Raw genomic sequence first — 21,942 nt, forward strand, 5'->3', positions numbered from 1 at the left:
GTAACTTGACACCATGCTGGCAGGGGCGATCGCCTCCCATTTGATGGCAGGGTTCCTGGCAAATTTTTTATCTCAATGGTTTTGGTGTTTAGGCTTGAGTTTCCTGCGGCATATGGGACGACGCACGGAAGGGTCTAATCAAAAATTGCGTCAGGTTATAGATATAGGTAAACAGCACTGGTACAACGACCAACGTTAAGACTGTCGAGGTGCTAAACCCTCCAATCACGGCGATCGCCATTGGACTGCGAGTTGCACCATCAGCCCCTAATTCCAAGGCAATGGGCATCATCCCGGCAATGGTGGAAATGGACGTCATACAAATCGGGCGGAGACGAGAAACCCCAGCCTCCAAAAGCGATTGCCGCAAGCTTTTACCTTCCTGCACTCCAGCAAGGGTAAAGTCCACCAGCAAAATTGCGTTCTTTGTCACCAAACCCATCAGCAGGACAATACCAATCAGTGCGAAAAGTCCTAATTCCTTTTGAGTAATCAATAGACCAATCAACGCACCACCAATGGATAAAGGTAGGGCAGACAGGATGCCAAGAGGATACAAAAAGTTGTTGTAGAGCAAGACCAAGATGGCGTAGATACAAATAATCGCAGCGCTTAATGCAGTCAAAAAGCGGCTAAAAATATCCCGCATAATCTCTGCATCACCGGAAGGCTCGAGAGTAACGGCAGGGGGGAGAGGACTCATCACGGGCAGAGCATTCACTTGTGCAAAGGCATCACCAAGGGCCACTCCCTGTAAGTTTGCGCCAACTTCTACCTGACGGAAACGATTGAAGCGGTCAATCTGAGCGGAGCCACTGCCCAACCGCAAATCAGCAACAGCGGCGAGGGGAACCATCTCTCCGGTGCTACTTGGTACGAGCAGGTTTTTCAACGTGTCGATGTCCTGACGTTTTTCAGGGGCAAGCTGTACACGAATCGGAATTTGGCGATCGCTCAAATTAAATTTCGGCAAATTAAAGTCTTGGTCACCAATCAGCGCTAAAGAAGCCGTTTGGGAAATCGCTGCAACGGAAACACCTAAATCCGCCGCTCGTTGGGGGTTTGGTTTAATAATCAATTCGGGCTTAACGAGACTGGCGCTCGAGGCAATTTCCACTAAACCGGAAATGCTTGCCATCTGCTGCTCTAGGGTTTGGGCTGTTTCGACAAGAGTTGTGGCATCCTCACTCTTCAAAATAATCGTTAAATCTTTTGAGGTTCCCCCAGCACTATTACTACGGAAAGCCACACGCGCACCAGGTATTTTGCGGAATTCTGTGCGCATTCCCTGTTCAAATTCTCTTTGGGAAATACGTTCTTTTTTGTCGATCAGATTGACGTAAATTAAACCGCTATTGATGTTGTCCGCTGTTGCTAAAACACTCTTGACAGCAGGATTTTCGCGGAGGCGATCGCCCACAAATCCCATCACTCTTTTACTGTCGTCAAGGGTTGAGCCGGGAGGCAAGTCAAAGGACACCACACTAATGCCTGTGTCACTCGTACTGAACAATCCTTTTGGGATAAAGGGTACAAGCTGCAAACTGCCAACGAAAAAGGCGAAGGCAATAAGCAACGTTGTGATGCGATGACGGAGTGCCCAGGTCAAAATATTGCGGTAGGTGCCAGGTTGATTATCTGCGTTGAAACCATCGAGCTTCGATTTGAGTAAATAAGCACTCAACATTGGTGTCATGGTCGTGGCCACGAGGGTCGAAAACATCGTCGATACGGCAACGGTTACACCAAACGGTTGGAAGAATTGGCCAGGAACCCCCCCCATAAAGGCAACGGGCAAAAATACCGCCACAATTGTTGCAGTGGTTGCGACAACGGCCAGACCGATTTCCATCGCGCCATCAATCGCCGCCTGAAAGGGTCGTTTACCCATCTGCAAATGTTGGTCGATATTTTCGATCATACAAATCGCATCATCAACCAAATTACCAATCGCCAACGCCAATGCCAGCAATGTCATGCCATTGAGCGTATAGTCCAGCGATCGCATCACGAAAAAGGTGGGAATGATCGATAGAGGTAGAGCGGTTGCGGTGATAAGGGTCGCACGCCAATCTTTCAGAAAAATACCTACCGTCATTACTGTCAAAATACAACCCGCTACAAGGGCTAAAACGGTACCGTCATAGGAGGCTTTAATTTCATCAGCACGAGTGAAAATGAGTTGGAATTTCAGGTCATCAGGTAAAGTTTTTTCGAGTTTGGCGATCGCCTTTCTGATGCCCTGATCAACCCCAAAAGTTGTACTACCCGGACTCCGCCAAACCGAGAATGCAACCACTGGTGCATCATCCAAAGTCGCAGCTACACGAGGTTCTCTGAAACTATCTTCCACTCGTCCTAAGGCTTGTAGCGCAACGGTATCGCCATTAGGGAGAGTGATGGGATATTGCTGGAGTTCTTGAATATTTTTAGCGCTACCAAGAGTCCGAACATTCTGCTCACTGCCGCCCAGTTCTACCCGTCCACCCGGACGATTGAGATTAAACCGCGCAATCTGGTCATTCACCTGTGAAGCCGAAATTCCCAAGCCTTGCAAAAGCTGAGGGTCGAGATCCACCCGAATTTCGCGGTCAAGTCCCCCTAAACGCCGAATCTCTGCCACGCCTTTGACATTAACGAGTTCACGTCCCACTTTCCGGTCAATCAGATCGCTAAGCTCTTCGACACTCCGTTTCTCTGACGAAAACGAATAAGTCATTACCGAGCCACCCGCAAATTCCAGTTCTCGTACCACCGGATCGGTAATATCTTGTGGCAATGATGTCCGAATTTCGGCGATCGCATTCCGCACATCATTGGTGGCTTGGTCGGTATCGGTGCCTATTTCAAAGTTAATAATCGTCTGGGAGCTACCATCAGTCACAGTCGAAGTGAGCTGATCAATATCAGCCAAACTCGCCACCGCATCCTCAATTTTTTTTGTAATCTCTGTTTCAATCTCTTCTGGGGCTGCGCCGGGCTGCGACACATTAATAATCACTGCCGAGACATCCACATTTGGCGTATTGTCAATGCCTAAATTAAAAAATGAATAGAGCCCCACAATGCTCAAAATGATGAAAGCCATAAGGGTCGGCACGGGATTTTTTATCGACCAAGCAGAGACATGAAAGGACATAGCAGCGGTAAATGTTGCGGTTTGTTACAAGCTCTATTGTAGGCATACTCGTATCGCTTCTGGGGGCATTGTCAACTTAACTGAAGGTTTTAGGAATGTAGCCACTATTTTTCTACAAGGACGGCTGTTCCTGATTTAGAAGATTCTGTCAGAGTTGAGTTGTCAAAATAGGTTTGAATGTGACCGTCTGATATTGTTTGAGTCAACTTAAACCATCGCTCTCAAACCGTTCTATGGACTGCCCTCATTGTGACTCGACAAGATTTTCAGTCCTACAACGAAAGACTAACCTTGGTTACGATCGCTTTCAGTGTAAAACTTGCCATCGCACCTATAACGAGCGCACTGCAACACCTTTCAATTTCATTGAAGTGCCTACAGACATTATCTTCGAAGTGTTATTCGTTCGAGTCAGATATAAACTCAGCTATCGAGATGTCGCTGAATTCTATTTGCTTCGCGGATTTCAATTCAGCCATGAAACTGTTCGGGACTGGGAGGAGCGTTTCCTGCCTTATTTCACCGAACACATTCGAGAAAAACGACGAGGAAAAATAGGGCAAGTCTGGTTTGTTGATGAAACTTATGTCAAAGTTTCTGGGCGATGGTGCTATCTATACCGTGGCATTGATCAAGATGGCAATCTTGTGGATGTGAGGCTCTCTGATAAACGGGACATGGCAGGGACTAAAGCCTTTTTTGAAATGGCCAGAGAGATATCAGGGGAAAGTCCCGAGCAAGTCTTTACTGATGGTCTTAAGTCATACCCCAGAGCCATTGATGAAGAATTAGGAAAAGAGGTGGAGCATCAAGTGATTGGCTGTCAGGGTAATCCAGTGGAGCAAAGTCATCGTGGCCAGAAAGACCGATATTATCCGACTCTTGGATTTGGAGCCTTGGAATCAGCCCAGAGATTCTGTCAGGCTTTTGATGAGGTGAATAATGTTCTGAGACCTCGTCGTCAAATGGGAGAAGTAGTGTCTTCGTCTGAACGAAGAGATAGGTTTCTCCAAAGAATCGAAGCATTACACAGCATTTTCAATGCCGCTTAACAACAGGCTTATCGAAGAAAAATGATGTTTCGTCTTGGATGCCAACTTGGCTACCCAATCCTGACATTTTCATATTCTGAACAAATAAACGTACTTGAGCCTCTGCTGCTTAAAGAATTTGGCGGTTGCTCATCTTTTGCAGGGCAGATTACAACAATCAAATGTTCCGAGGATAACGGTCTGATCCGTGAGGTTCTTGAACAAGACGGACTAGGACGTATACTCGTGGTTGATGGTGGTGGCTCATTAAAACGTGCTTTAGTAGATGCCGAATTAGCATCAATAGCAGAAGAAGGTAGTGATGCACAAGTAATGGTCATAACTGAAGAGAGAGATTATAGTGTCTGAGAAAATAGACCACTGCTCCAATGTGGTTTTCCCACTTCTTCGAGAAGGAAAGTGCCTGACGGACTAAGCGGGACGTTCTCTGACGTAGAGTGTTGTTGAATCTCTCAATATGATTTGTTTGTCCAGTCTCCTTGCCCACAACTCGATGACGTTTACTCGGTAAGACACAGCCATAGGCATCCCAATAATCGGTGTAGACCAGCGCACACTGACGATACACAGGAGGCAGAGAATCCCATAATTGTTTCGCAGTCTTTTGACTACGGTCTCCGATGGCATATCCCACCACCTCTCGGGTGTCTCGGTCAAGAGCCAGCCAAATCCATGCTTTCTCACCTTTACTACCGACAAAAGACCACAATTCATCCATTTCGATGGTCAGTTGCCCTCTTTTTTTTGAGTCACAGGTAACTCGTGAGGCACAGTCTCTAATTTGGCATTGACATAGTACTGTAGCCAGCGCAGAGAGACCCCTGTGGCACGAGTGATACCAGCGAGAGAGAGACGTTCTAATAGGAGACGGTCAATCAATTGACGAGTGTCAGTTGCAATGGGAGGGTGGGCAGGATGTTCCACAAACTGGCGACCACATTCATGGCAACGATAGCGCTGCTTTCCCGAATGGGTGTGACCATATTTAATGGTGCTGGGAGACTGACATTGAGGGCAAGTGAGCACGGTGAGACTTGACGTTTAATCTTGCCCCTATTCTTCCACAACCATTACTAGTGCACCACTACCCAGAAGAAAACGAATGGGAAGGATTGGTTGTTCATGGTTGTGTCAGAGAGGTTGACGCATTGCGAGAAATGACCGTAGGAATTCAGGCTGTAGCTTCTATCCCTGTTGGGGCAAGCTCTCAGGGCACTGGCGCAGTAGATGTAGCGATCAACTTTGGTGGTGTAACATTTCTGCCAGAAGATTACCTTTATGCAGATAGTACTGGAGTTATTCTTTCCCAAGAACGATTGGATGTGCAATTAGAAGTCGATGAGGACGATTTGTTGGCGAGATAGAATTAAGTTAAAAGATGATCCAAGCAGAAGACGAAGAACATGATCGAGTAAGTGTTGTATTGGCTAACATGAGATCCAAACTGAGTAAAAAGTAAACGGGTAATAGTCACTCACTGGATCGATATGGAAGAAGTACGACTCAAGCTCAATGTTAATGACTATATAGATGCGAACATAATTTGGGCTAGGCAGAGTGCAGTGATAAAAATCATGCAAGGGCTACTCATAATGGCTGGGATTTACTTTGTGATGAACATTGTGACTTGGGCTATGCGAGGACATATATTCAACACTTTGCTTCCAGCATTCGGTTTGATTCTTGTGCTTATCTTCGCGTTTCCTGAGCGTCTCCTCTTCCGTGTGCAAGGCAGACTTAGATTTCATCTATGCCGCAAGCAATATAGTCAAGAACACCTATTTCAGTTCAATGAACAAGACATCAAAATCTACGCAGACACTGAGGATAGGGTGTTGCGATGGTTTGAATACCATGTAATCACTCCAAGTATGATTTTGATTTTCACAACTCAGGTCACCTTCTATCTCTTACCCAGGAAATATTTCCCGTCAGAGGAGCAATACGAAAGAGTCTGTGAGATTGTGAGAAACTTCCCTCAAGGTCAAGATGCATAACCAGCAATCAAGGGTGTACTGAGCAAAAAGTATTTAGAAAATGGGCGTTGCAGAATAGAGGTATGAATGGAGGTTGTTGACTCAATGGAATGTCCAGAATGCCAATCTACTCATATCCGTAAGAATGGAAAGAAAAAAGGCAAACAGAATCACATCTGTGTAGATTGCGGTCGTCAGTTTATCGACCACTATAGTCAGCTCGGCTACTCAAATGCCTTCAAACGTGAATGCCTCAAAATGTATGTCAACGGTATGGGCTTTCGAGCCATTGAACGGGTGAAAGGAGTGCACCACACTACCGTCATCACTTGGGTCAAACAAGTCGGTGCATTGCTGCCTGATGCTTATGAACCGGAAGAGATGCCTCAGGTCGGGGAACTCGATGAACTTCAAACATTCGTCGGTGCTAAAAAAACAAGGTCTGGCTCTGGACAGCAGTAGACCACTTTCAACCAGGTATTCTTGCTTGGACTATTGGTGACAGAAGTGCAGAGACATTCAAGCCACTATGGGCAATCGTTAGTCTCTGGAGATGCTTCTTTTACGTCACAGATGGCTGGAAAGTTTATCCCATCTTTGTACCCGATGGGGACCAGATTGTCAGTAAGACCTATATGACTCGAGTCGAAGGAGAGAACACTCGATTGCGGCATTATCTCGCTCGACTCCATCGAAAGACCTTATGTTATTCAAAGTCTGTGGAAATGTTAGAGCATTCGATTCGATTGCTGATTCACTATCTCAAGTTCTGGGATGTTCCTATCCCTCGACCCTCATAGATTCATACCTCAATTCACCAACGCCAGAAAATGAACATTCAAGTTACTGTTCATCTATTAATCTAACTATTGACGCAACGTAATTATCTAGGAGACCGAGATGAAACTTAGACTTATTGTTTTCATAATCAGCCTCATTGGATTCGGTGTCTATAATCACTTCACAAGTGCTAGGCGGGACGGCAGCGGCGATATTGTCAGCGAAGGGGAAATCGGCTCCTTTGAGATCAAGCAAGGTGATTGCTTCAATAATACAGATTTCTCAAATCTAACCACTCTGCCTGCTGTGCCTTGCGCAGAACCCCATGATAATGAGGTTTATGCGGTATTCGACATTCCACTACCAACTTATGAGTCTGACGATGAGACCTTTAGGTTGGCAGTAGAAGCCTGTACTAAACGCTTTGATAATTTTGTTGGCAGGACTTATGAAGATTCCAAGCTTGATATCTTGACGCTCTATCCCACCTTGGCGACCTGGGAAGAAGGTGACCGTGAAATCGTCTGTGCGGTGTTCGACGTAGATGGCGAAAAGCTGATGGGTACTGCTGAAGGTCTAGGCATATAACGAACCAGAGTAGTCCCATTACACCAATTTTTTACTGTAATTAATGAGAGTTTCAAGTAGGTAATGCTATAGCAAAATGGGGGGAGTCGTTTCCTTAAAATTCTCTCTATGACAATTCATTGTCCTCAATGTAACGCTCAAAACATTATCAAAAGTGGATTTGCTAAAAATCGTCAACGATTTAAGTGTAAGCAGTGTAATTATCAATTTACAAGCTTTTCTAAAGAGCGGGGCAAGCCTCTCTGGATGAAATTAGAAGCTGTATTGATGTATATGAGTGGTATGTCCATGAATGCGACAGCCAAGATTCTCGGTGTATCAGCTCAATCAGTGCTCAATTGGGTAAGAGATTTCGGTGAAGCCAATTATGAAAAGCCCACTCCTGAGTCTGCTGTCGTGGTGGAGCTAGATGAGCTATGGCATTTTATCCAAGAGAAAAAAACAAACTTTGGGTCTGGAAAGCATATCACCGTAATACTGGGCGACTCATTGACTGGGAATTGGGAAGTCGTGATAGTCGAACTTTAGGTCATTTACTAGAGCGGTTATCGCAATGGCAAATCACTGTCTATTGCACCGATAATTGGAAACCCTATCAACAGCTATTAGAGAATCACCCAGATGCTTTTCATGTCATTAGCAAGAAGGAGACAATAGCAATTGAGAGAAACAATTCAGATAATCGCCATTGGTTCGCTAGGTTTCATCGCAGGACGAAAGTTGTCTCAAAATCGAGACAGATGGTTGACTTGACTATGGCATTGTTTGCAAAATTCAGAGTCAATGGAAGCATTAATTTACTGCGCAACTGGCGTATAGCATTACTGAATTGAAACTCTCTAATTAATTACTGTAGTTTTCAGATGTGTGCCTATATCTGGTTAACAACGGTTACGTCTAAAATCCCACGGCATACAAGGATTAGATTGACTCCAGAAAACGCGACTGTTTGCTTTTGCTTGATTCTCTGCATTGAGTAAGTCATTACGACTATTGGGGCAGTTGTAGAGGTACTGGTCATATACAACGGCGTAACCCTCACGAACCATCTGAAGGTTTACGTTGCCACTACTCCCAACAATGACACCGATAGTACGGCCATAGCGATCTGTATCGACTTTGTAGATATCGACAGTGGAACCAACGGGTACAAGTTGATTAAGGCGTTGTGTCGCAAGTGACCCAAAGTTTTGATCTTTCTCAGGTGTATCGATACAGGCTAGTCGCACCCGAACTGTTGAATTACCTACCTGAGCGTTCAATGTATCCCCATAAGTGATTTTTACCACCTTGCCTTTAAGTAGTTCCGCTGCGTTTAAAGGGAAACCACTGGCGACAACAAGCAAACTTAATACGGTGGCAAGGGTTCTAAGCATGGCTAATTGCCTGAATTACACTTATGCTATTAAATCATGCTCAAAGTGGATGGCAGTCAGAATGTAGTGGTGGGTGTGGCGGTTGTGGATGGATGAGTGTTTGGGGATGTTTTGAGTTTGATTTTTAAATCATCTTGGTTGCTGCTTCGGTGGTTTCTTTTTAGGGCGGCGAAAGTTGCTTGCTCTAGCTTCATCTTCGTCTGCAAAGCACCAGTAAACATCAACACCGATCCTTTCATCACCGAAATAATATATCCCTCTCGCATCAAAATTGTTTAGGTTAGCCGTAGCTCTAATAGGAAAATCCCATGGACATTGATTACTTCTGTTAGGAGGAACACCAAACTCCAAGTTTTTTTTGCTACGTTCTGAGTACACATATTTCCAGTAATCTCTTTCTTCTTTTTCTCTTTTTTTACGCTCTTCTTCACGAAGCTCCTCATATTTATCAACTTTCTCTCTGATATCTTCATATGCAACTTCCAAATTATCAAAGGTGTCCTGAATCTCTGGAATGAGATCGACTAGATTTTGATAGGAAGAAATTTTTTTATTGAATTTAGCAAGTTTTTTTAAGCGGATATTTGCTTCAGTCTCTGAAAGTTTAGGGATCTCTTTGAGTGTTTTTTGTGATATTTTATTCAGCTTTGATACGATCTGTTGATCAACTCCTTGATTATTTGCCTTCAAGTATTGAGGTGATAGGACAGAAAACATTCCAGCCGCTAGAGTCGCAAGGAATATGCTTAAGAGCACAAAGACAGTTTGCCACCAAACCATTGAGCATGCACCACACAATGCTGCTGTAACTAATATGAGTTCAAACCATGCTTTTGGACCTTCCTCAACAGAAAAAATCCCTAATGCAAAAAGTTCCGTTATAAGTTCGAATAGAGAGAGGAAAAGAGGCTGTTGAAAAGTGAACAATTGGTCAATTTTTATTATTGATTTCATTAAACAAAAGTTCGATTAATAAGCTTATTCTTTGACTAGATAGTATTCTCTGGTTCGATTGGGATCGTTCTTTAAATTAATCGAATGTCTTGATGTTTGAAACCCGTCTTTGGCTAAGGTAATGCCAACATCATCTCTTGTGGGAATCTCAATTTGAACAAATCCATCAGTATTGGTCCTTCTGACTTCGGGTCCCCCGGTAGAGACAACGCGAACTTCTACATCTTGTATTGGAAGATTTTCGCCAGAATCCAGCACAATAATTTCAACATTTATCAATTCTGTGGTTTCACTCTCTGAATTCTCAGACTGAATCGGGGCTTGAGTCACTATCTGCGGTATGACTGTTATGCCTGCATATGATAGTGCCGAAATAATTATCCCGAAGCAGATTTTGACGAATACAGGCCAGTCCTTGATTCTCTGCACGCACCTACCTCTAATGTTTTTTCTACACAATTGTAGATGCTATTGCATAGTTAAATTGTATTTACGAGGAATCATCGATCAGCAAACGGGCATGAAGTAAACGAATAATTCCTAGAAACAATTAAGTCTCCAACACTTATGAGGAAAAGAATCTGTTGTTTTAGATGATGATAGCGGCGGCTGTCGATTGTCCTTATTGTTCATCATAGATAGAGAACACTTCGGAGGATTACCCTAATTAATTACAGTAAATAACTACTGTAATTTTTTTATTTGCACTTATAGTCAGCTTTCTTTTCAGCAACAGCAAAACTATCGCTATAGTCCATCAACTCTCGTAGTTCATCAGTTGTGATCTCTAAAGCATCGGCTAGAGAGAAGAAGTAATCTATTGATGGTTTTGCTCGTTTTTTTATGTAAGACCTTAGTACCGAATCACTCATACCAGCTTCTTTGGCACATTCGGATACTGATGTGTATTTCTCTAAAATCAAGGCTTTTAGCCTATCCATTGGCAACAAAGATTTATGAGTATAAAGAGAGTGTGGTACAAACGCTCAAAGTAGTTCGCACTTACTGTTGATCCGTCACGGCATGACGGTTGTATTGTTAAGTGCCAGGCAACTAAGCCTAATCAAACCTAAGGAGTACTTGAATACCCCTTAGGCGGTTACTAAATAACTACCCCAATTATTGATGATGAATCCCGTATCCACAAGTGGGAATAGTCCCCAAAGTACAGACGTACTAAACACTGTGACATCTAACGAAGATGCACAGCCATTACAAGTCGATGAGCCTATCTACTGGAGTGTTACGCGGACAGGCAAAGCAGCGATGACCCCATTAGACCCTCAGATGTTTGATGGGAAAGGTCTCACGAAATTTTGCAAGACGACCAAAGACCTGCCTAAGACTGACTGGGTTTACAACGCGAAGTCTAAGCACACAAAACGAGCTGAGGCTTATCACGGCGATGTGATTTTCGATGCTGAATATGTCCGCCACTGGATCGAACGCAATCTACTAAATCGCTTGATGCCTCACGCTGAAACTATCGAAGATTACAAGCAAGTTTGGGATGCGATCGCCCTGAATTGCCCTGAAGTAGGATCCGTTGCCCCTACAGCAATCCATGAATCAGCTCTAAGTATTCGCGAAAACTGCGACTCTGATGAACTCCCAGACTGTAGTGCATTGAGAGACATTTACGCTTCGTTGAGTGCTTTGATTGCTTCTTTGGGTTGAGCTATCGAAAATATGGGAATAAGTTCACATGGGTGAACAAAAAGAACACTGAACTTACCACCCACGAAAAGCCTCATCAAGACAAATTACCTGAGTGGATAAGGTTCGACTCAAAGCTTGAAGCTAATACTTATCAAGCACTCCCTAAACAGGGGTTGATGTTGCAATTCCCTATCACTCTAAAAGCTGGCTTAAACTCTCCGAAAATCGACTATGTAGCTGACTTTTTAATAGCTATCCCTAACAAACAGATAGTCATTGAGAGCAAAGGTAAACTAACGCCCGAAGCAAGGCTAAAGCTCAACTTGCTTGATGCAGTTCACCCAAAATTATTTGCAAACTTACTGATAGTAACCAAGTCCCAAAGGGACATTCAAAAGCTTCCTAAATGGTTACAAGGTAAAGCTTGCACACTTACAAGACTACCGAAAGTAATTAGCACTTTCTTGGAACAATGAGAATCTACACCTTATTCAGAAAAGTCCCTAAAAAAGACGGCAACGGGTTCATGCAACTACCTTTTCAAGTAGAGGTAATGAGTGATACAGAAGCTCTTTTCAAAGGAAAAATCAGGTATCCAAATCTAGAGGTAACTCTGTCTAGATACACCGAGCATTAATCACAACTCTGTAAATTTTATCCAACTGAATAATCATGAAAAAGCGTTACACAGTGGAAGTCACTGCACAGCTTGGCAATGGGGAAAAGGTAGATGCGTACACAACAACATCCGCTAATTCTCCAAGTGAAGCTATGGAAAAAGTTAACCAATCTAGCGCAAGCATTGTCGCCAAAAAAGCTGTTGATCGCGATGAATCGAGAAGCTGAAACCTTTCTAGTGATGCTTATTATCGCAACATTCCTAGGCTTGTTTGTTTACTACTACAGCAATCACAGAGACACAACAATCGAATTTCATTTGCCACAAGTTGAGGTAAAGCCATGAAGCTCAAAACAATCGCAACCATCCTAATAAGTCTCTTAATCGGAGGTCTCTTGACCCTTGCTGCTACAGAAGGCTTATCAATGCTGGATGGCGCTATCTCTGATTACTGCCAAAACCGCACTTACAACTAACTACTTTAACGGTATTAAACATGGGAACACTACGTATAAAACTAGATCGACTAAAGCTAATCGAGCGCATCGAAGAAGCTATTAATTTCCTGCAAGAATACCTTCCAAAAATGGAGGAAGAATATCAAAAGAAAATCGAAGACTTTGAGCAATTGCTTGAAGGGCTAAAGAATGCAGATTATCGACAAGAAAACGCTTTCTCTGTTGAAGTGGGACAAGGTTGGAAGTGCAAGAGCAACGAAGCTGAGATTATCTTTCGCTACAAGGTAATTCTGCCTGAATCAAAGCCATATCCAACTATCGAAGTATATGTTCTGAGTTCGTACATTAGAACTCTGCAAAAGGCAAAGCGCCAACTAGAAACTTGCACTGTTGAGACCGTAACAGGGGGCACAATAAAGCCAATCGATGATGCCCTTGCATTCTATGACTCTGTAAAAGACAAATAGCTCAATTGTCTGGGACTAGAAAGACATTAAATATCTGTTGACCAACTATCAATAACCAATCATTACGGAATAAACAATGACACTCATCGTATCCCTTCCCTACAAGACTCGTACATATGCAACTATCACCCCTGATAAAGATGGTATTTCTCCATGCACTATCGACTGGGAATACATGCAGTTTGTGAAGATTGAAGGCGGTATTTCATTGCGTGGTAAAGCACGTTCTATCAGCCCTCTAAACATGGCTTACAAGCCTAAAGATTTTGATGCATCCAAGAATTTCCCAGTTGATGTAATCATGGATTTCCACACCGATGGAATGAAGTATCGCGAAAAGAATGAATCATCTGGGCAATGGGAAGATAAGCAACTAAAATCTGTTTCCAACTTCGAGAAATTCCTTTTTGCTTATGCAGAAGAGTTAGGCCTCGAAGCTCAAGTTTCTTGCACCCTGAATATCAATGATTGCAATGCTCAAGCTCAGGTAGGGAATTACGCCAACGAAGAAGACGCGGTAAAGACCATGGTTGGTTCGATGCTCGTGTCAGGTGTTACTTACCCTGAAAAGCAAGACAATCCTTTGCCTGAGCCTCAAGAGTATGGCGGTGCTAATAGTCGTCGCTACCCAACCTTGAAGGAAAAACTAGAAAAACTGGACGCTGACACCATCAAGCTAGCAACAGAGAAAGCGTTTGCTATCCGTTCGCAGTCTGGATTATTTGATAGCGATGTTGATGATCCAGCATCACTTAAAGTCCCAATGGTTGATGTAGTAATCAACTTGATTGCCAGCCTATAGCCACCCGTAGGGTTACTGTAAAAAACTACTGTAAAAAACTACGGTAACCCTCAGTTGACCCCCCCACTGAAGGATAGAAATGCAAGTAGAAATAAATTATCAATGTCCTATTAACGGTCATCAGTTGGTCGCTTTAAACCTTGAGGAAATACTGATTGAGAAGGGGATTGTTGTTGACCCCGTTGTTTACTCGGTTAAGGCACTTTCCAATGATGGTGATGAGCTAGATACATACGTTGATTTGAAAGAGTGCATCAAGTCTGCCTATCAGGTCTTGGACTCTTTTAATCGGTTCAATCACAAGTGTTTAGAGGCTAGCGCCAAGTCACGCGACTGGAAAAAATTTAGAGAGTTTAGAGAATTCTTAATGCTCAGATTAAATACCGAAGCTGAGGCAAGTTAGGGATGGATTTAGAGGAACTACAGCAACAGCTAAAAGTAGAGTTAGAGAACAATGGCAATGACGAAACAGAACCTGAGACCATCGAGGCTAGCGCCGAACTGGATGGTAATCAAAGCGCTGAACAAAAATCAGACGATCCTTCAGATACTGATAGCGATCAACTTCCTTGTCCTTTTGACGATGATGATGATCCTCAAGAATCTTTGGCTGATGAATTAGATCAGCTCAAGAAATCTTTGCAGGAAGAATTACAGCCACCACCGCCCAGCACAGACAAAACAACGCCTTTAGAAGCATTGGGAGAAGAATTAAAAAAGGCAATCGAGGAAGGGTTAGAGGAAGAAGAAAAAGAAAGTGAGCCAAGGCAACCGCCAGAATTGCATGACATTGGTATGCAAGCGTTAGACTTCAAAGCGCTACGCCGCAAGCGTCAGTCATGGCAGGATTTATATGACGATGAACTGTCATATCCAAAGAATATCCTAAACATACTTAAGCGTTCTTTCGTAATACCTGAAGACTGGCTATACCCCTTAATTGCTTCCTACATTATTTTCCCTTCAGCGATTACTGAGAGAGTACCTATTTTGCAGGTATATGGAACTGCTGGTACAGGGAAATCAACTTTAGGCCATCTCGCTTGTAAGGTGTTTGGGGTTAAGTCCAGAACATCGAATGATACAGAAGCTGCATTGCGCCGAATCCTGAACAATTCAAGGTATTTATACAAGAACACCAAAGAGTATGAGCAAAACGTTTTTTTAGTGTATGAGGATCTAGATTTTGGTGTCCTTAAGCAGAATGGAGAACTCATCTACCGATTGCTAAAGCTAGGCTATGACCGTTCTTCCGGTTACACTCAGTTTGCGGTGAGTCGCCAGAAAGCCTTATCGAGCAGTTCATCTATTGCCCTAAAATCCTCAGCTCTACTCAGCCATTATTCAACTATGACCCTGAGCTAAAGAGACGATCTTTAGTGATTAAATCAAAGTCATTAGATGAGGTCAAAAGCTTCGATAAAAATCAATTAATCTCTATCCCTAGTGTTGAATGGAAGGGCTTTAATTCAGAGCATAAACGCTACTGGAATACCCTAGACTATGTCCTTGATTTTAATGATGCTGGTGATGCATTGGATACAGTTCTAAACCATATCGGGGCAAGTGAAAAAGCTGTACTCCATGACCTTTCAGCGGTGATGGTTTCCACTGGGTTAATGCCATTAGATAAGGTCGTTTCTTTCTGGCAAAAATACTTCATCTACAAAGAAGAAATTGCGGAAGATGGTACTAAGCCATTGAAGCGTCTAATTGCTGAAAAATTGCATGACTATGAGGAGAAAGCTAAAGAAAATAACCTTATGTCTCCAAATATGGAGGTATCCAAGCTTGACGCTGAAATAGAGGCATGGCTACAGCAAAAGGTCATCCTCGAAAAACCACGGGCTAGGGAGCTTACCGAGACTATGCTTTCGCTTGGTTACACAATCAAGAGCATCTCTAAACGTGGCTATTGGGTGAAGACCTAATACCAAAGTCCTAGGGTATGACGATCCGAAAACTACCCTAGTTTTTTACTGTAATTAATTACCCTAATCCTCAGCTATGAGCACCTTTGCCAAAAAGAAAGAAAAGATTATTCGCGATCCAATGGGTCATGTTTCAAGTTATTACACAGTAAGCAAGTCTCTCAAAGGTATCTATTATCTCAACACGAGAAGCATTGTTATTGGTGACATTGATTTCAAGGGCAACAGAGACACCCCGCCAACCACTCAAAAACAAGCACTAGAGTTAATCAACAAAGTAGGGAGCGAATACGGCGTTTGCGCCCATGTTTTCAGGACACAAAACGGATTACGTTTTTTCTGTGATGCCTCGCATTTAGGCTTTTCACAACAATTAACTTTGCTGAAAATGTTTCGGTGTGATTCGACCTACATCATTTGCTGTGAAAAGCACGGGCAATTTTCCGCAAGGGCTTCGCCTAAGTCATTTTTTGATTTTACTGGGATCTATCGCCTAGGGCTTTACGGCAAGAAAGAATTTTCAAGCACACCTCTAATCAAAGTCATGAATAAACATGATGAGCTTATTGAGCGGTACGAAACCTCCATCCAGAAAATCACAAAAAAAATTAGAGAGATATTGAAATGAGACGCAAAGACATACCCATCCGAAAACTACCCTAGTTTTTTACTGTAATTAATTACCCTAACCCTCAATAATGCCCCTAACTATGCAGAAATTTCAGTCGAAACCATCAGATCAAAGATACACAAGATCTAAAGAGTTAAAGCTTGTCTACGACACATTGCAGGTCATCAATCTAGATCCCACTGCTGACCCTGATAAAAGAGTCGATGCGATGTTCCATATCACCGAGCAAGATGACTGTTTAACCACTGACTGGACATCTGCTTGCAGCGGTTTCCCGTCTAGCCAAATCTATATGAACCCGCCCTACAGCAATTCTCATCCATTCATCGCTCGATTATGCGAGTACTTGCAAGGTTATCCCGATGCAGTGGCGATCACTCTTACCCATGCTTCGTTGATTCAAACCAAGACATCGCAGCATTGGTTCAAAAAGTATGCCCGCGCCATTTGCTTGCCTAACCATCGAATCAATTTTGATTATCCAGAAGGCATGAAGAAAAAGAATGGTAATGACAGAGATTCACTTTGGACTTATTGGGGCGGCGCACATTTCCTAAACAGGTTCACTCAGGTCTACGCCAATGAAGGATTAGTTATGGAGATGAAAAAAGCATGATGAGACGCAAAGACAGACAAGCATTAAGCGATTTTACTCGCTACATATATGGACTAGCTGTACTTAATTCAGCCCTGATTATTGCAGGAGAGATACTCCCACCGTTTAGAATTTTTACGTACTTGCTCAGCTCGTTTATACTAGCCAAGTTTTATTTCGGTTGCTCTGACGTAATCATCTTTTATTCAGAACAGATGATGGCCATCGGGGAAGAGCTAAAGCGTGAACGCCAGCTTCGCCAACAACTAGAGCGGGAGCTATAATTAACCCAGTTTTGTTTCTGTTTTGTTTCTGTTTTATGTTAAGTAGGTAAGCTATCTAGCCTGAAAGCTGGATGATGGTAGGCTTACGCCGGAAGCGGGTGAGGGGAATCGAACCCCTATCATCAGCTTGGAAGGCTGAGGTTTTACCACTAAACTACACCCGCAAGAAATGGTTTAGACACTTGTACGAGTATAATGTCTTCTTCTAAAAATGCCAAGAGTAGTAGGTGATTTTCACTAAAAAATAGGCTCAATTCTGAGTTGGGCACGGTAGGATTGGTAAACGGGTTTCCCCGCCATATAGGTCGGGTCAAATTGCCAGCGACTAAGGATTTCGGAAGCTAAAGATTCAGCCTGAGATTTAGTAATACTTGTGCTGGTTGAAATGGCCTGGATTATTTGCTCAGATTGCCCTTGCTGATTAATTGTGAAAACCACATCAATTGTGATGGTTTCGCTCAAAGATAAATCGGGGCTATTGAGATAGGCGATCGCCTCTAGTTGCTGCTGGGTGCGGAGGGGCTTAGCGGGTTGGTCAGGGATATCACGATTTTGATCGCTCAACTCAAATTTCCCAAAACTAACATTTAGAGAGCTAGGAATAGGATTCGGTGTTGGACTTGGTGCAGCTGATGCTGGACTCGGAGTTGGTTGTGGGGTAGGCGTTGGTACAGGAGCTGGAGGTGCTGGTATTGGGCTAAGGGGAGTTGGTTGTGGCGTTGGTGCCGGACTCGCAGGTACAGGATTAGGAGTTGGAACTGGTTGTGGGGATGGGCTAATAGGAGTTGGTGTTGGTGTTGCAGGCGTAGGCGTTGGAGAGGGTGATGGAGCTGGGGAAGGCGAGCTAGAGGGAGCTGGGGTCGATGCTGGAGCGGGGGAATTTGATGGTTGTTGGCGTGTTGGTGATGGCGTTGGAGAGGGTGATGATGGCTGCGGACTGGTCTCTGGAACTGGAGTGGCAGGCGAGGCGATCGCCGGAACTTGGTCCGTTGTCTCAGTCTGAGTTTCTGGCACAGAGGATTGTGGCAATGTTATGGCACTCGCTGAAGTTTCAGGCAATGTCACAAGTTCAATGGGTACAAAAGTTGGCTCCGCAATATTAAGGCTAATCACTTTCTGTAACCAAAATAAGGCGATCGCCCCATGCAAACTCATCGACAGCACGCCGAGTAATACCCAGAATGATGTTGAATCATAAAATCGCTGTGTTCCTCGCATCATGTCCTACCGCAAAAAATGATGATGAACCACAATGGAACGGCGTTCGAGATATTGCGTCATCACCAAACTCAACAGTGACAAACTCGTTAGAATTCCCACAAAAATCATGGCTAGCGAATCATTGCCTGTTTGTACCGCCTCGTAAATCGCCATCGGCATTGTTTGGGTCACACGCGGAATATTTCCGGCCACCATCAGCGTTGCACCGAACTCTCCCAGAGCTCTCGTAAAGCTCAATAATATCCCAGCTAAAATTCCCCGACTTGCCAAAGGAATCCAGATTTTGCTGGCGATCGCCCATTCTGGCTGGCCGAGCGTTGCTGCTGCCTCAAGAAAAATCGGATCGACACTTTGCAATGCTGCCTTCGTTGTTTTAAACATTAACGGAAAAGCCATTACCGCCGCCGCAATTGTCGCCCCCTGCCAAGAAAAAATAAGTCGAATCCCAAAACTCTGCTCCAGCCATTTCCCTAAAAAATTTTGTGTGCTTAATACCTGCAATAAAAAAAAGCCAACCACAGTTGGCGGCATGACTAACGGTAACGTGGCGATCGCCTCTAGCCAAAACTTACCCCAAAACCGATACCGCACCACAACATAAGCCAAACCTCCGCCCCAAACCATAGCAAAAACCGTCGCTAAACCCGCGACCTTCAGAGAAATCCAGACCGCTGGCAGTACAACCTCTAGAGATGCCACCAAACTTTATACACCCCTTACCTAGCTAATAGTTTGAAATACCTGAAATTCTCGACCAAGCATAGAATTTTTACACGAACTTCACCCACTCTTTGCATTAGTCACCTCCAAGTGTTACCTAGATCACCGTTTATCCAGAAAGCCTTAGAGATACTGGAATTAAGTTAAACAAAAGTCTATTTTTCTCTCCCTTCTTTAGAGTAAGCAGTTGATTCGTTCCGTTGAAATTACAAATATTTTTTGTAATTCTCCCCTAAAACTTTGAAGAGAAACATAGAAAGAAACCTCCACGCTTCGAACATTTTGAGTGAGGACGTTTCTACTCCAATAGTCCCTAACTATCTAGGCACTCACTATGCAACTTTCAGACAATAATCGCAACAATCTCCAGTATTCTGGTTCTTTCGAAAACCGTCGTTTCGATATTTTTCAATCTCTCCGGTTTTGGCTCAATGCCATCGAGTTTTCTGAAGCAGAGTCAGCTCGTCTCGTATGCCGTCTTATTCCAGCCCAATGTCCCTTTGCTCGTGATGTCAGCTTACTCGGCCGCGTCCTATTCAGTATTCCGCCCCTCTGCAAACTTAACCCTGTTTATGATGAACTCGTGGCGCTCCGTTTCCGGGCATTATGCTATCTCGCCGATGAAGTAGGTGAAGATATCGGAGTTTACTGCTAAGATCATCAGTACTGATTTTTGATCGAGCATATCTCCCATGGCAATCATTGCGCTTAAGGCTTGGTATTTGGAGTATTACCAGCCCGTTGCTGATGTGATTCAGCGTCCCCATGATCTACGGCTAAATCGTAATAGTCTGTTGAAGTCCGCAATGCGGACTGATTTTCTCGACGAAGCGAAATCTATCGAAAGCTCGGTTTGGTTTCAGCGTTACCTTGAGGGAGAAACGGTCGAATTTTATATTGAAGGCAGTGGTTCGTACGAAATCGCCAATGTCGATTTACTGTCGCAAGAGATTTACTTTGCAAAAAAACAAACAGCAAACTGGCTCCAACCGTATATTTTTGTGAGTGCACAAGCGGTTAAGGAAAAGGTTAATCAGGCGATCGCCATAGAACTAGAGAAAGCTATAGAAGTACTGAATAAATCCAGCCGGATACCCATCGAACTTAAGCTTTCCCAAGCGCCAACAGATGCACCTTGGCGCGTAAATAATACTCAGTTGCGGGCGATTCGGCAGAGTCTATTGCATATAGTCGATGTTACGGCGATCGCCGAGCAGAACGGACGACTAATTTGCGACCCGCAAGTAGCCTTGGAACTCGGCTATAGCTTACAAAATAAACACACTAATCAAATTTTATTACTATCCCAAACCGATTCAGAGCTAACAGGGACAATGCCATTTGATCTGCCAGAACACCGTCAATTAGGCTTTAGTAGCCAACAAGAACTGGCCAAAATGTTGCCAACTCTCCTTGAAAGTAGCCTGCAACCATACCGTCTGATTTCTTAAATTACATTCTGAGCAACCTGAGATAAACTAAGTCTGGAGACTGTATTTCACGGTTATCTCCACGCTTTAATTCTTTTATTCCAACTTTTTTAAGACAAGCAACGCTATGCCCAGACAAGCAGACGAATATGCCGTTTACTTCCTAATCGAAGGTGGTCACCGTGAGGAAGTCCGTTTCGCTGATATCAAAGAGTTTCAGAAATGGTACAGCAATATTTTCATCCCAAAAGCTGATGAGAAGGGTTTTATTAATGTCCCCATAAAAAATCTCCAAGGAGAATTTATGGTGGTTCGTCCCGCAAGCATTCATGCTATTCGCGTTGAACCGATTTTCCTTGGTAGTGTTGAACGCTTCTAAAAATTTAGGATTTGCCAGTTCGTAAATAGGTTAGGCGATCGCCGAAAAAAGCAATATATGGATTTGGGCTATGGAGAAAGAACACCATAGCCCTTATTTTTTGTGCATGTTCAAATAACGAACTCTGCTTCGGAGATAAAGAAAAGAAGAGAGTTTCAAGAGAGTAATGTTAAACGCCAATTGCGCAGTAGCTCAATACTTCCATTCACTCTAAATTTCGCAAACAGTGCCATGCTCAAGTCCACCATGTGTTTTGATTTAGAGACGACCTTCGTCCTGCGATGAAACCGAGCAAACCAATGGCGATTGTCTGAGTTGTTTCTCTCAATTGCTATTGTCTCTTTCTTGCTAATGACATGAAAAGCATCTGGGTGATTCTCTAATAGCTGTTGATAGGGTTCCCAATTATCGGTGCAATAGACAGTGATTTGCCATTGCGATAACCGCTCTAGTAAATGACCTAAAGTTCGACTATCACGACTTCCCAATTCCCAGTCAATGAGTCGCCCAGTATTACGGTCATATGCTTTCCAGACCCAAAGTTTGTTTTTTTCTCTTGGATAAAATGCCATAGCTCATCTAGCTCCACCACGACAGCAGACTCAGGAGTGGGCTTTTCATAATTGGCTTCACCGAAATCTCTTACCCAATTGAGCACTGATTGAGCTGATACACCGAGAATCTTGGCTGTCGCATTCATGGACATACCACTCATATACATCAATACAGCTTCTAATTTCATCCAGAGAGGCTTGCCCCGCTCTTTAGAAAAGCTTGTAAATTGATAATTGCACTGCTTACACTTAAATCGTTGACGATTTTTAGCGAATCCACTTTTGATGATGTCTTGAGCATTACATTGGGGACAGTGAATTGTCATA

29 protein-coding genes and 1 tRNA gene are annotated in these 21,942 nt (G+C 43.5%); 20 read left to right on the top strand and 10 right to left on the bottom strand.

The genetic code is table 11. The features are described 5' to 3' along the window. Window positions 1–88: 88 nt before the first annotated feature. Window positions 89–3,139: an efflux RND transporter permease subunit gene (locus tag LEPTO7376_RS19230; RefSeq protein WP_015135744.1), complete on the bottom strand. Its 3,051-nt coding sequence runs from the start codon at window positions 3,137–3,139 to the stop codon at window positions 89–91. Between the two features lie 233 nt (window positions 3,140–3,372). On the opposite strand from LEPTO7376_RS19230, the gene LEPTO7376_RS19235 reads away from it, so the two are divergent. Both LEPTO7376_RS19235 and LEPTO7376_RS19240 read left to right on the top strand, forming a co-directional pair. Then, the gene (locus tag LEPTO7376_RS19235) at window positions 3,373–4,191 is read left to right on the top strand and encodes an IS6 family transposase (RefSeq protein WP_015135745.1); all 819 of its coding nucleotides are present in this window, start codon (window positions 3,373–3,375) and stop codon (window positions 4,189–4,191) included. Between the two features lie 21 nt (window positions 4,192–4,212). Then, window positions 4,213–4,539 carry a hypothetical protein gene (locus LEPTO7376_RS19240; RefSeq protein WP_264308917.1) on the top strand — a complete coding sequence of 109 codons (327 nt, stop codon included), beginning with the start codon at window positions 4,213–4,215 and terminating at the stop codon, window positions 4,537–4,539. On the opposite strand, the gene LEPTO7376_RS25195 is transcribed toward LEPTO7376_RS19240, so the two are convergent. Next, a protein-coding gene (locus LEPTO7376_RS25195; RefSeq protein ID WP_225901104.1) for an IS1 family transposase occupies window positions 4,508–5,217 on the bottom strand; the annotation gives its coding sequence in 2 pieces (ribosomal slippage) (window positions 4,508–4,938 and window positions 4,938–5,217; 711 coding nt in all). The genes LEPTO7376_RS19240 and LEPTO7376_RS25195 overlap by 32 nt on opposite strands. An 8-nt stretch (window positions 5,218–5,225) precedes the next feature. On the opposite strand from LEPTO7376_RS25195, the gene LEPTO7376_RS19255 reads away from it, so the two are divergent. The 4 genes from LEPTO7376_RS19255 (at window position 5,226) to LEPTO7376_RS26000 (ending at window position 8,368) form a co-directional block, all read left to right on the top strand. After that, window positions 5,226–5,555, top strand: coding sequence for a hypothetical protein (locus tag LEPTO7376_RS19255; RefSeq protein ID WP_083891170.1), 330 nt, complete (start codon window positions 5,226–5,228; stop codon window positions 5,553–5,555). A gap of 717 nt (window positions 5,556–6,272) precedes the next feature. Further along, window positions 6,273–6,967, top strand: a protein-coding gene (locus LEPTO7376_RS25200) for an IS1 family transposase (RefSeq protein WP_015132314.1) whose coding sequence is annotated in 2 segments (ribosomal slippage) — window positions 6,273–6,597 and window positions 6,597–6,967 — 696 coding nt in all. Because the reading frame shifts where the segments join, the coding sequence is not laid out codon by codon here. A 100-nt stretch (window positions 6,968–7,067) separates the two neighbouring features. Continuing rightward, window positions 7,068–7,535 carry a septum formation family protein gene (locus tag LEPTO7376_RS19270; RefSeq protein WP_015135747.1) on the top strand — a complete coding sequence of 156 codons (468 nt, stop codon included), beginning with the start codon at window positions 7,068–7,070 and terminating at the stop codon, window positions 7,533–7,535. A gap of 108 nt (window positions 7,536–7,643) precedes the next feature. Next, a protein-coding gene (locus LEPTO7376_RS26000; RefSeq protein ID WP_015135748.1) for an IS1 family transposase occupies window positions 7,644–8,368 on the top strand; the annotation gives its coding sequence in 2 pieces (ribosomal slippage) (window positions 7,644–7,971 and window positions 7,971–8,368; 726 coding nt in all). Window positions 8,369–8,416: 48 nt separating this feature from the next. Here LEPTO7376_RS26000 and LEPTO7376_RS19280 read toward each other — a convergent pair. The 4 genes from LEPTO7376_RS19280 to LEPTO7376_RS19295 form a co-directional block, all read right to left on the bottom strand. Next, window positions 8,417–8,911, bottom strand: a complete 495-nt coding sequence (locus tag LEPTO7376_RS19280) for a thermonuclease family protein (RefSeq protein WP_015135749.1) — start codon at window positions 8,909–8,911, stop codon at window positions 8,417–8,419. A gap of 129 nt (window positions 8,912–9,040) precedes the next feature. Then, on the bottom strand, window positions 9,041–9,865 hold the full coding sequence (locus LEPTO7376_RS26005; protein WP_015135750.1) for a hypothetical protein: 825 nt from the start codon (window positions 9,863–9,865) through the stop codon (window positions 9,041–9,043). A gap of 24 nt (window positions 9,866–9,889) precedes the next feature. Then, a complete protein-coding gene (locus LEPTO7376_RS19290; RefSeq protein ID WP_225901130.1) occupies window positions 9,890–10,195 on the bottom strand; it encodes a carboxypeptidase regulatory-like domain-containing protein in 306 nt (101 codons plus the stop codon). Between the two features lie 368 nt (window positions 10,196–10,563). Beyond that, window positions 10,564–10,806, bottom strand: coding sequence for a helix-turn-helix transcriptional regulator (locus LEPTO7376_RS19295; RefSeq protein ID WP_015135752.1), 243 nt, complete (start codon window positions 10,804–10,806; stop codon window positions 10,564–10,566). A 184-nt stretch (window positions 10,807–10,990) separates the two neighbouring features. On the opposite strand from LEPTO7376_RS19295, the gene LEPTO7376_RS19300 reads away from it, so the two are divergent. The 11 genes from LEPTO7376_RS19300 to LEPTO7376_RS19345 all read left to right on the top strand — a co-directional run bounded on the left by LEPTO7376_RS19300 (window position 10,991) and on the right by LEPTO7376_RS19345 (window position 17,048). After that, window positions 10,991–11,542 (top strand): hypothetical protein, encoded by a 552-nt coding sequence (locus tag LEPTO7376_RS19300; RefSeq protein ID WP_041764167.1) that lies wholly within the window; start codon window positions 10,991–10,993, stop codon window positions 11,540–11,542. 32 nt (window positions 11,543–11,574) lie between these two features. Beyond that, window positions 11,575–12,000, top strand: coding sequence for a DUF1064 domain-containing protein (locus LEPTO7376_RS19305; protein WP_041764169.1), 426 nt, complete (start codon window positions 11,575–11,577; stop codon window positions 11,998–12,000). A 196-nt stretch (window positions 12,001–12,196) separates the two neighbouring features. Beyond that, window positions 12,197–12,370: a hypothetical protein gene (locus LEPTO7376_RS26860; RefSeq protein WP_015135755.1), complete on the top strand. Its 174-nt coding sequence runs from the start codon at window positions 12,197–12,199 to the stop codon at window positions 12,368–12,370. 114 nt (window positions 12,371–12,484) lie between these two features. Then, window positions 12,485–12,619 carry a hypothetical protein gene (locus tag LEPTO7376_RS28480; RefSeq protein ID WP_015135756.1) on the top strand — a complete coding sequence of 45 codons (135 nt, stop codon included), beginning with the start codon at window positions 12,485–12,487 and terminating at the stop codon, window positions 12,617–12,619. Window positions 12,620–12,639: 20 nt separating this feature from the next. Beyond that, window positions 12,640–13,068 (top strand): hypothetical protein, encoded by a 429-nt coding sequence (locus tag LEPTO7376_RS19315; protein WP_015135757.1) that lies wholly within the window; start codon window positions 12,640–12,642, stop codon window positions 13,066–13,068. Between the two features lie 76 nt (window positions 13,069–13,144). Then, window positions 13,145–13,870, top strand: coding sequence for a hypothetical protein (locus LEPTO7376_RS19320; protein ID WP_015135758.1), 726 nt, complete (start codon window positions 13,145–13,147; stop codon window positions 13,868–13,870). A 79-nt stretch (window positions 13,871–13,949) separates the two neighbouring features. Beyond that, complete coding sequence (locus tag LEPTO7376_RS19325; protein WP_015135759.1) at window positions 13,950–14,273, top strand: hypothetical protein; 324 nt, start codon at window positions 13,950–13,952, stop codon at window positions 14,271–14,273. A 2-nt stretch (window positions 14,274–14,275) separates the two neighbouring features. Next, complete coding sequence (locus tag LEPTO7376_RS19330; protein ID WP_015135760.1) at window positions 14,276–15,235, top strand: hypothetical protein; 960 nt, start codon at window positions 14,276–14,278, stop codon at window positions 15,233–15,235. Window positions 15,236–15,249: 14 nt separating this feature from the next. After that, entirely contained in the window at window positions 15,250–15,801 is a 552-nt protein-coding gene (locus tag LEPTO7376_RS19335; protein ID WP_015135761.1) for a hypothetical protein, read from the top strand. Window positions 15,802–15,877: 76 nt separating this feature from the next. Next, window positions 15,878–16,429: a hypothetical protein gene (locus LEPTO7376_RS19340; RefSeq protein WP_015135762.1), complete on the top strand. Its 552-nt coding sequence runs from the start codon at window positions 15,878–15,880 to the stop codon at window positions 16,427–16,429. 82 nt (window positions 16,430–16,511) lie between these two features. Beyond that, window positions 16,512–17,048: a DNA N-6-adenine-methyltransferase gene (locus tag LEPTO7376_RS19345; RefSeq protein WP_015135763.1), complete on the top strand. Its 537-nt coding sequence runs from the start codon at window positions 16,512–16,514 to the stop codon at window positions 17,046–17,048. 356 nt (window positions 17,049–17,404) lie between these two features. Here LEPTO7376_RS19345 and LEPTO7376_RS19355 read toward each other — a convergent pair. The 3 genes from LEPTO7376_RS19355 to modB all read right to left on the bottom strand — a co-directional run bounded on the left by LEPTO7376_RS19355 (window position 17,405) and on the right by modB (window position 19,231). Further along, a tRNA-Gly gene (locus LEPTO7376_RS19355) sits at window positions 17,405–17,475 on the bottom strand. Between the two features lie 73 nt (window positions 17,476–17,548). Then, window positions 17,549–18,532, bottom strand: coding sequence for a hypothetical protein (locus tag LEPTO7376_RS26610; protein WP_041764174.1), 984 nt, complete (start codon window positions 18,530–18,532; stop codon window positions 17,549–17,551). Window positions 18,533–18,535: 3 nt separating this feature from the next. Continuing rightward, window positions 18,536–19,231 (bottom strand): molybdate ABC transporter permease subunit, encoded by a 696-nt coding sequence (gene modB / locus LEPTO7376_RS19365; protein ID WP_015135766.1) that lies wholly within the window; start codon window positions 19,229–19,231, stop codon window positions 18,536–18,538. A 355-nt stretch (window positions 19,232–19,586) separates the two neighbouring features. Between modB and LEPTO7376_RS19370 the strand changes: the two genes are divergently transcribed. From LEPTO7376_RS19370 to LEPTO7376_RS19380, 3 genes are all read left to right on the top strand, one after another. Then, window positions 19,587–19,907, top strand: a complete 321-nt coding sequence (locus LEPTO7376_RS19370) for a Mo-dependent nitrogenase C-terminal domain-containing protein (RefSeq protein ID WP_015135767.1) — start codon at window positions 19,587–19,589, stop codon at window positions 19,905–19,907. Window positions 19,908–19,944: 37 nt separating this feature from the next. Further along, window positions 19,945–20,703, top strand: a complete 759-nt coding sequence (locus tag LEPTO7376_RS19375; protein ID WP_015135768.1) for a hypothetical protein — start codon at window positions 19,945–19,947, stop codon at window positions 20,701–20,703. A gap of 106 nt (window positions 20,704–20,809) precedes the next feature. Beyond that, the gene (locus LEPTO7376_RS19380) at window positions 20,810–21,061 is read left to right on the top strand and encodes a hypothetical protein (RefSeq protein ID WP_015135769.1); all 252 of its coding nucleotides are present in this window, start codon (window positions 20,810–20,812) and stop codon (window positions 21,059–21,061) included. Window positions 21,062–21,216: 155 nt separating this feature from the next. Here the strand turns inward: LEPTO7376_RS19380 and LEPTO7376_RS26010 are convergent. Next, window positions 21,217–21,941 (bottom strand): IS1 family transposase gene (locus LEPTO7376_RS26010; RefSeq protein WP_015135770.1). Its coding sequence is split into 2 segments (ribosomal slippage): window positions 21,217–21,614 and window positions 21,614–21,941, totalling 726 coding nucleotides; the frame shifts between segments, so codons are not numbered across the junction. Between the last annotated feature and the right edge of the window lies 1 nt (window position 21,942).

It is taken from the genome of [Leptolyngbya] sp. PCC 7376 (assembly GCF_000316605.1).
In the GTDB taxonomy this organism is placed as follows: domain Bacteria; phylum Cyanobacteriota; class Cyanobacteriia; order Cyanobacteriales; family MRBY01; genus MRBY01.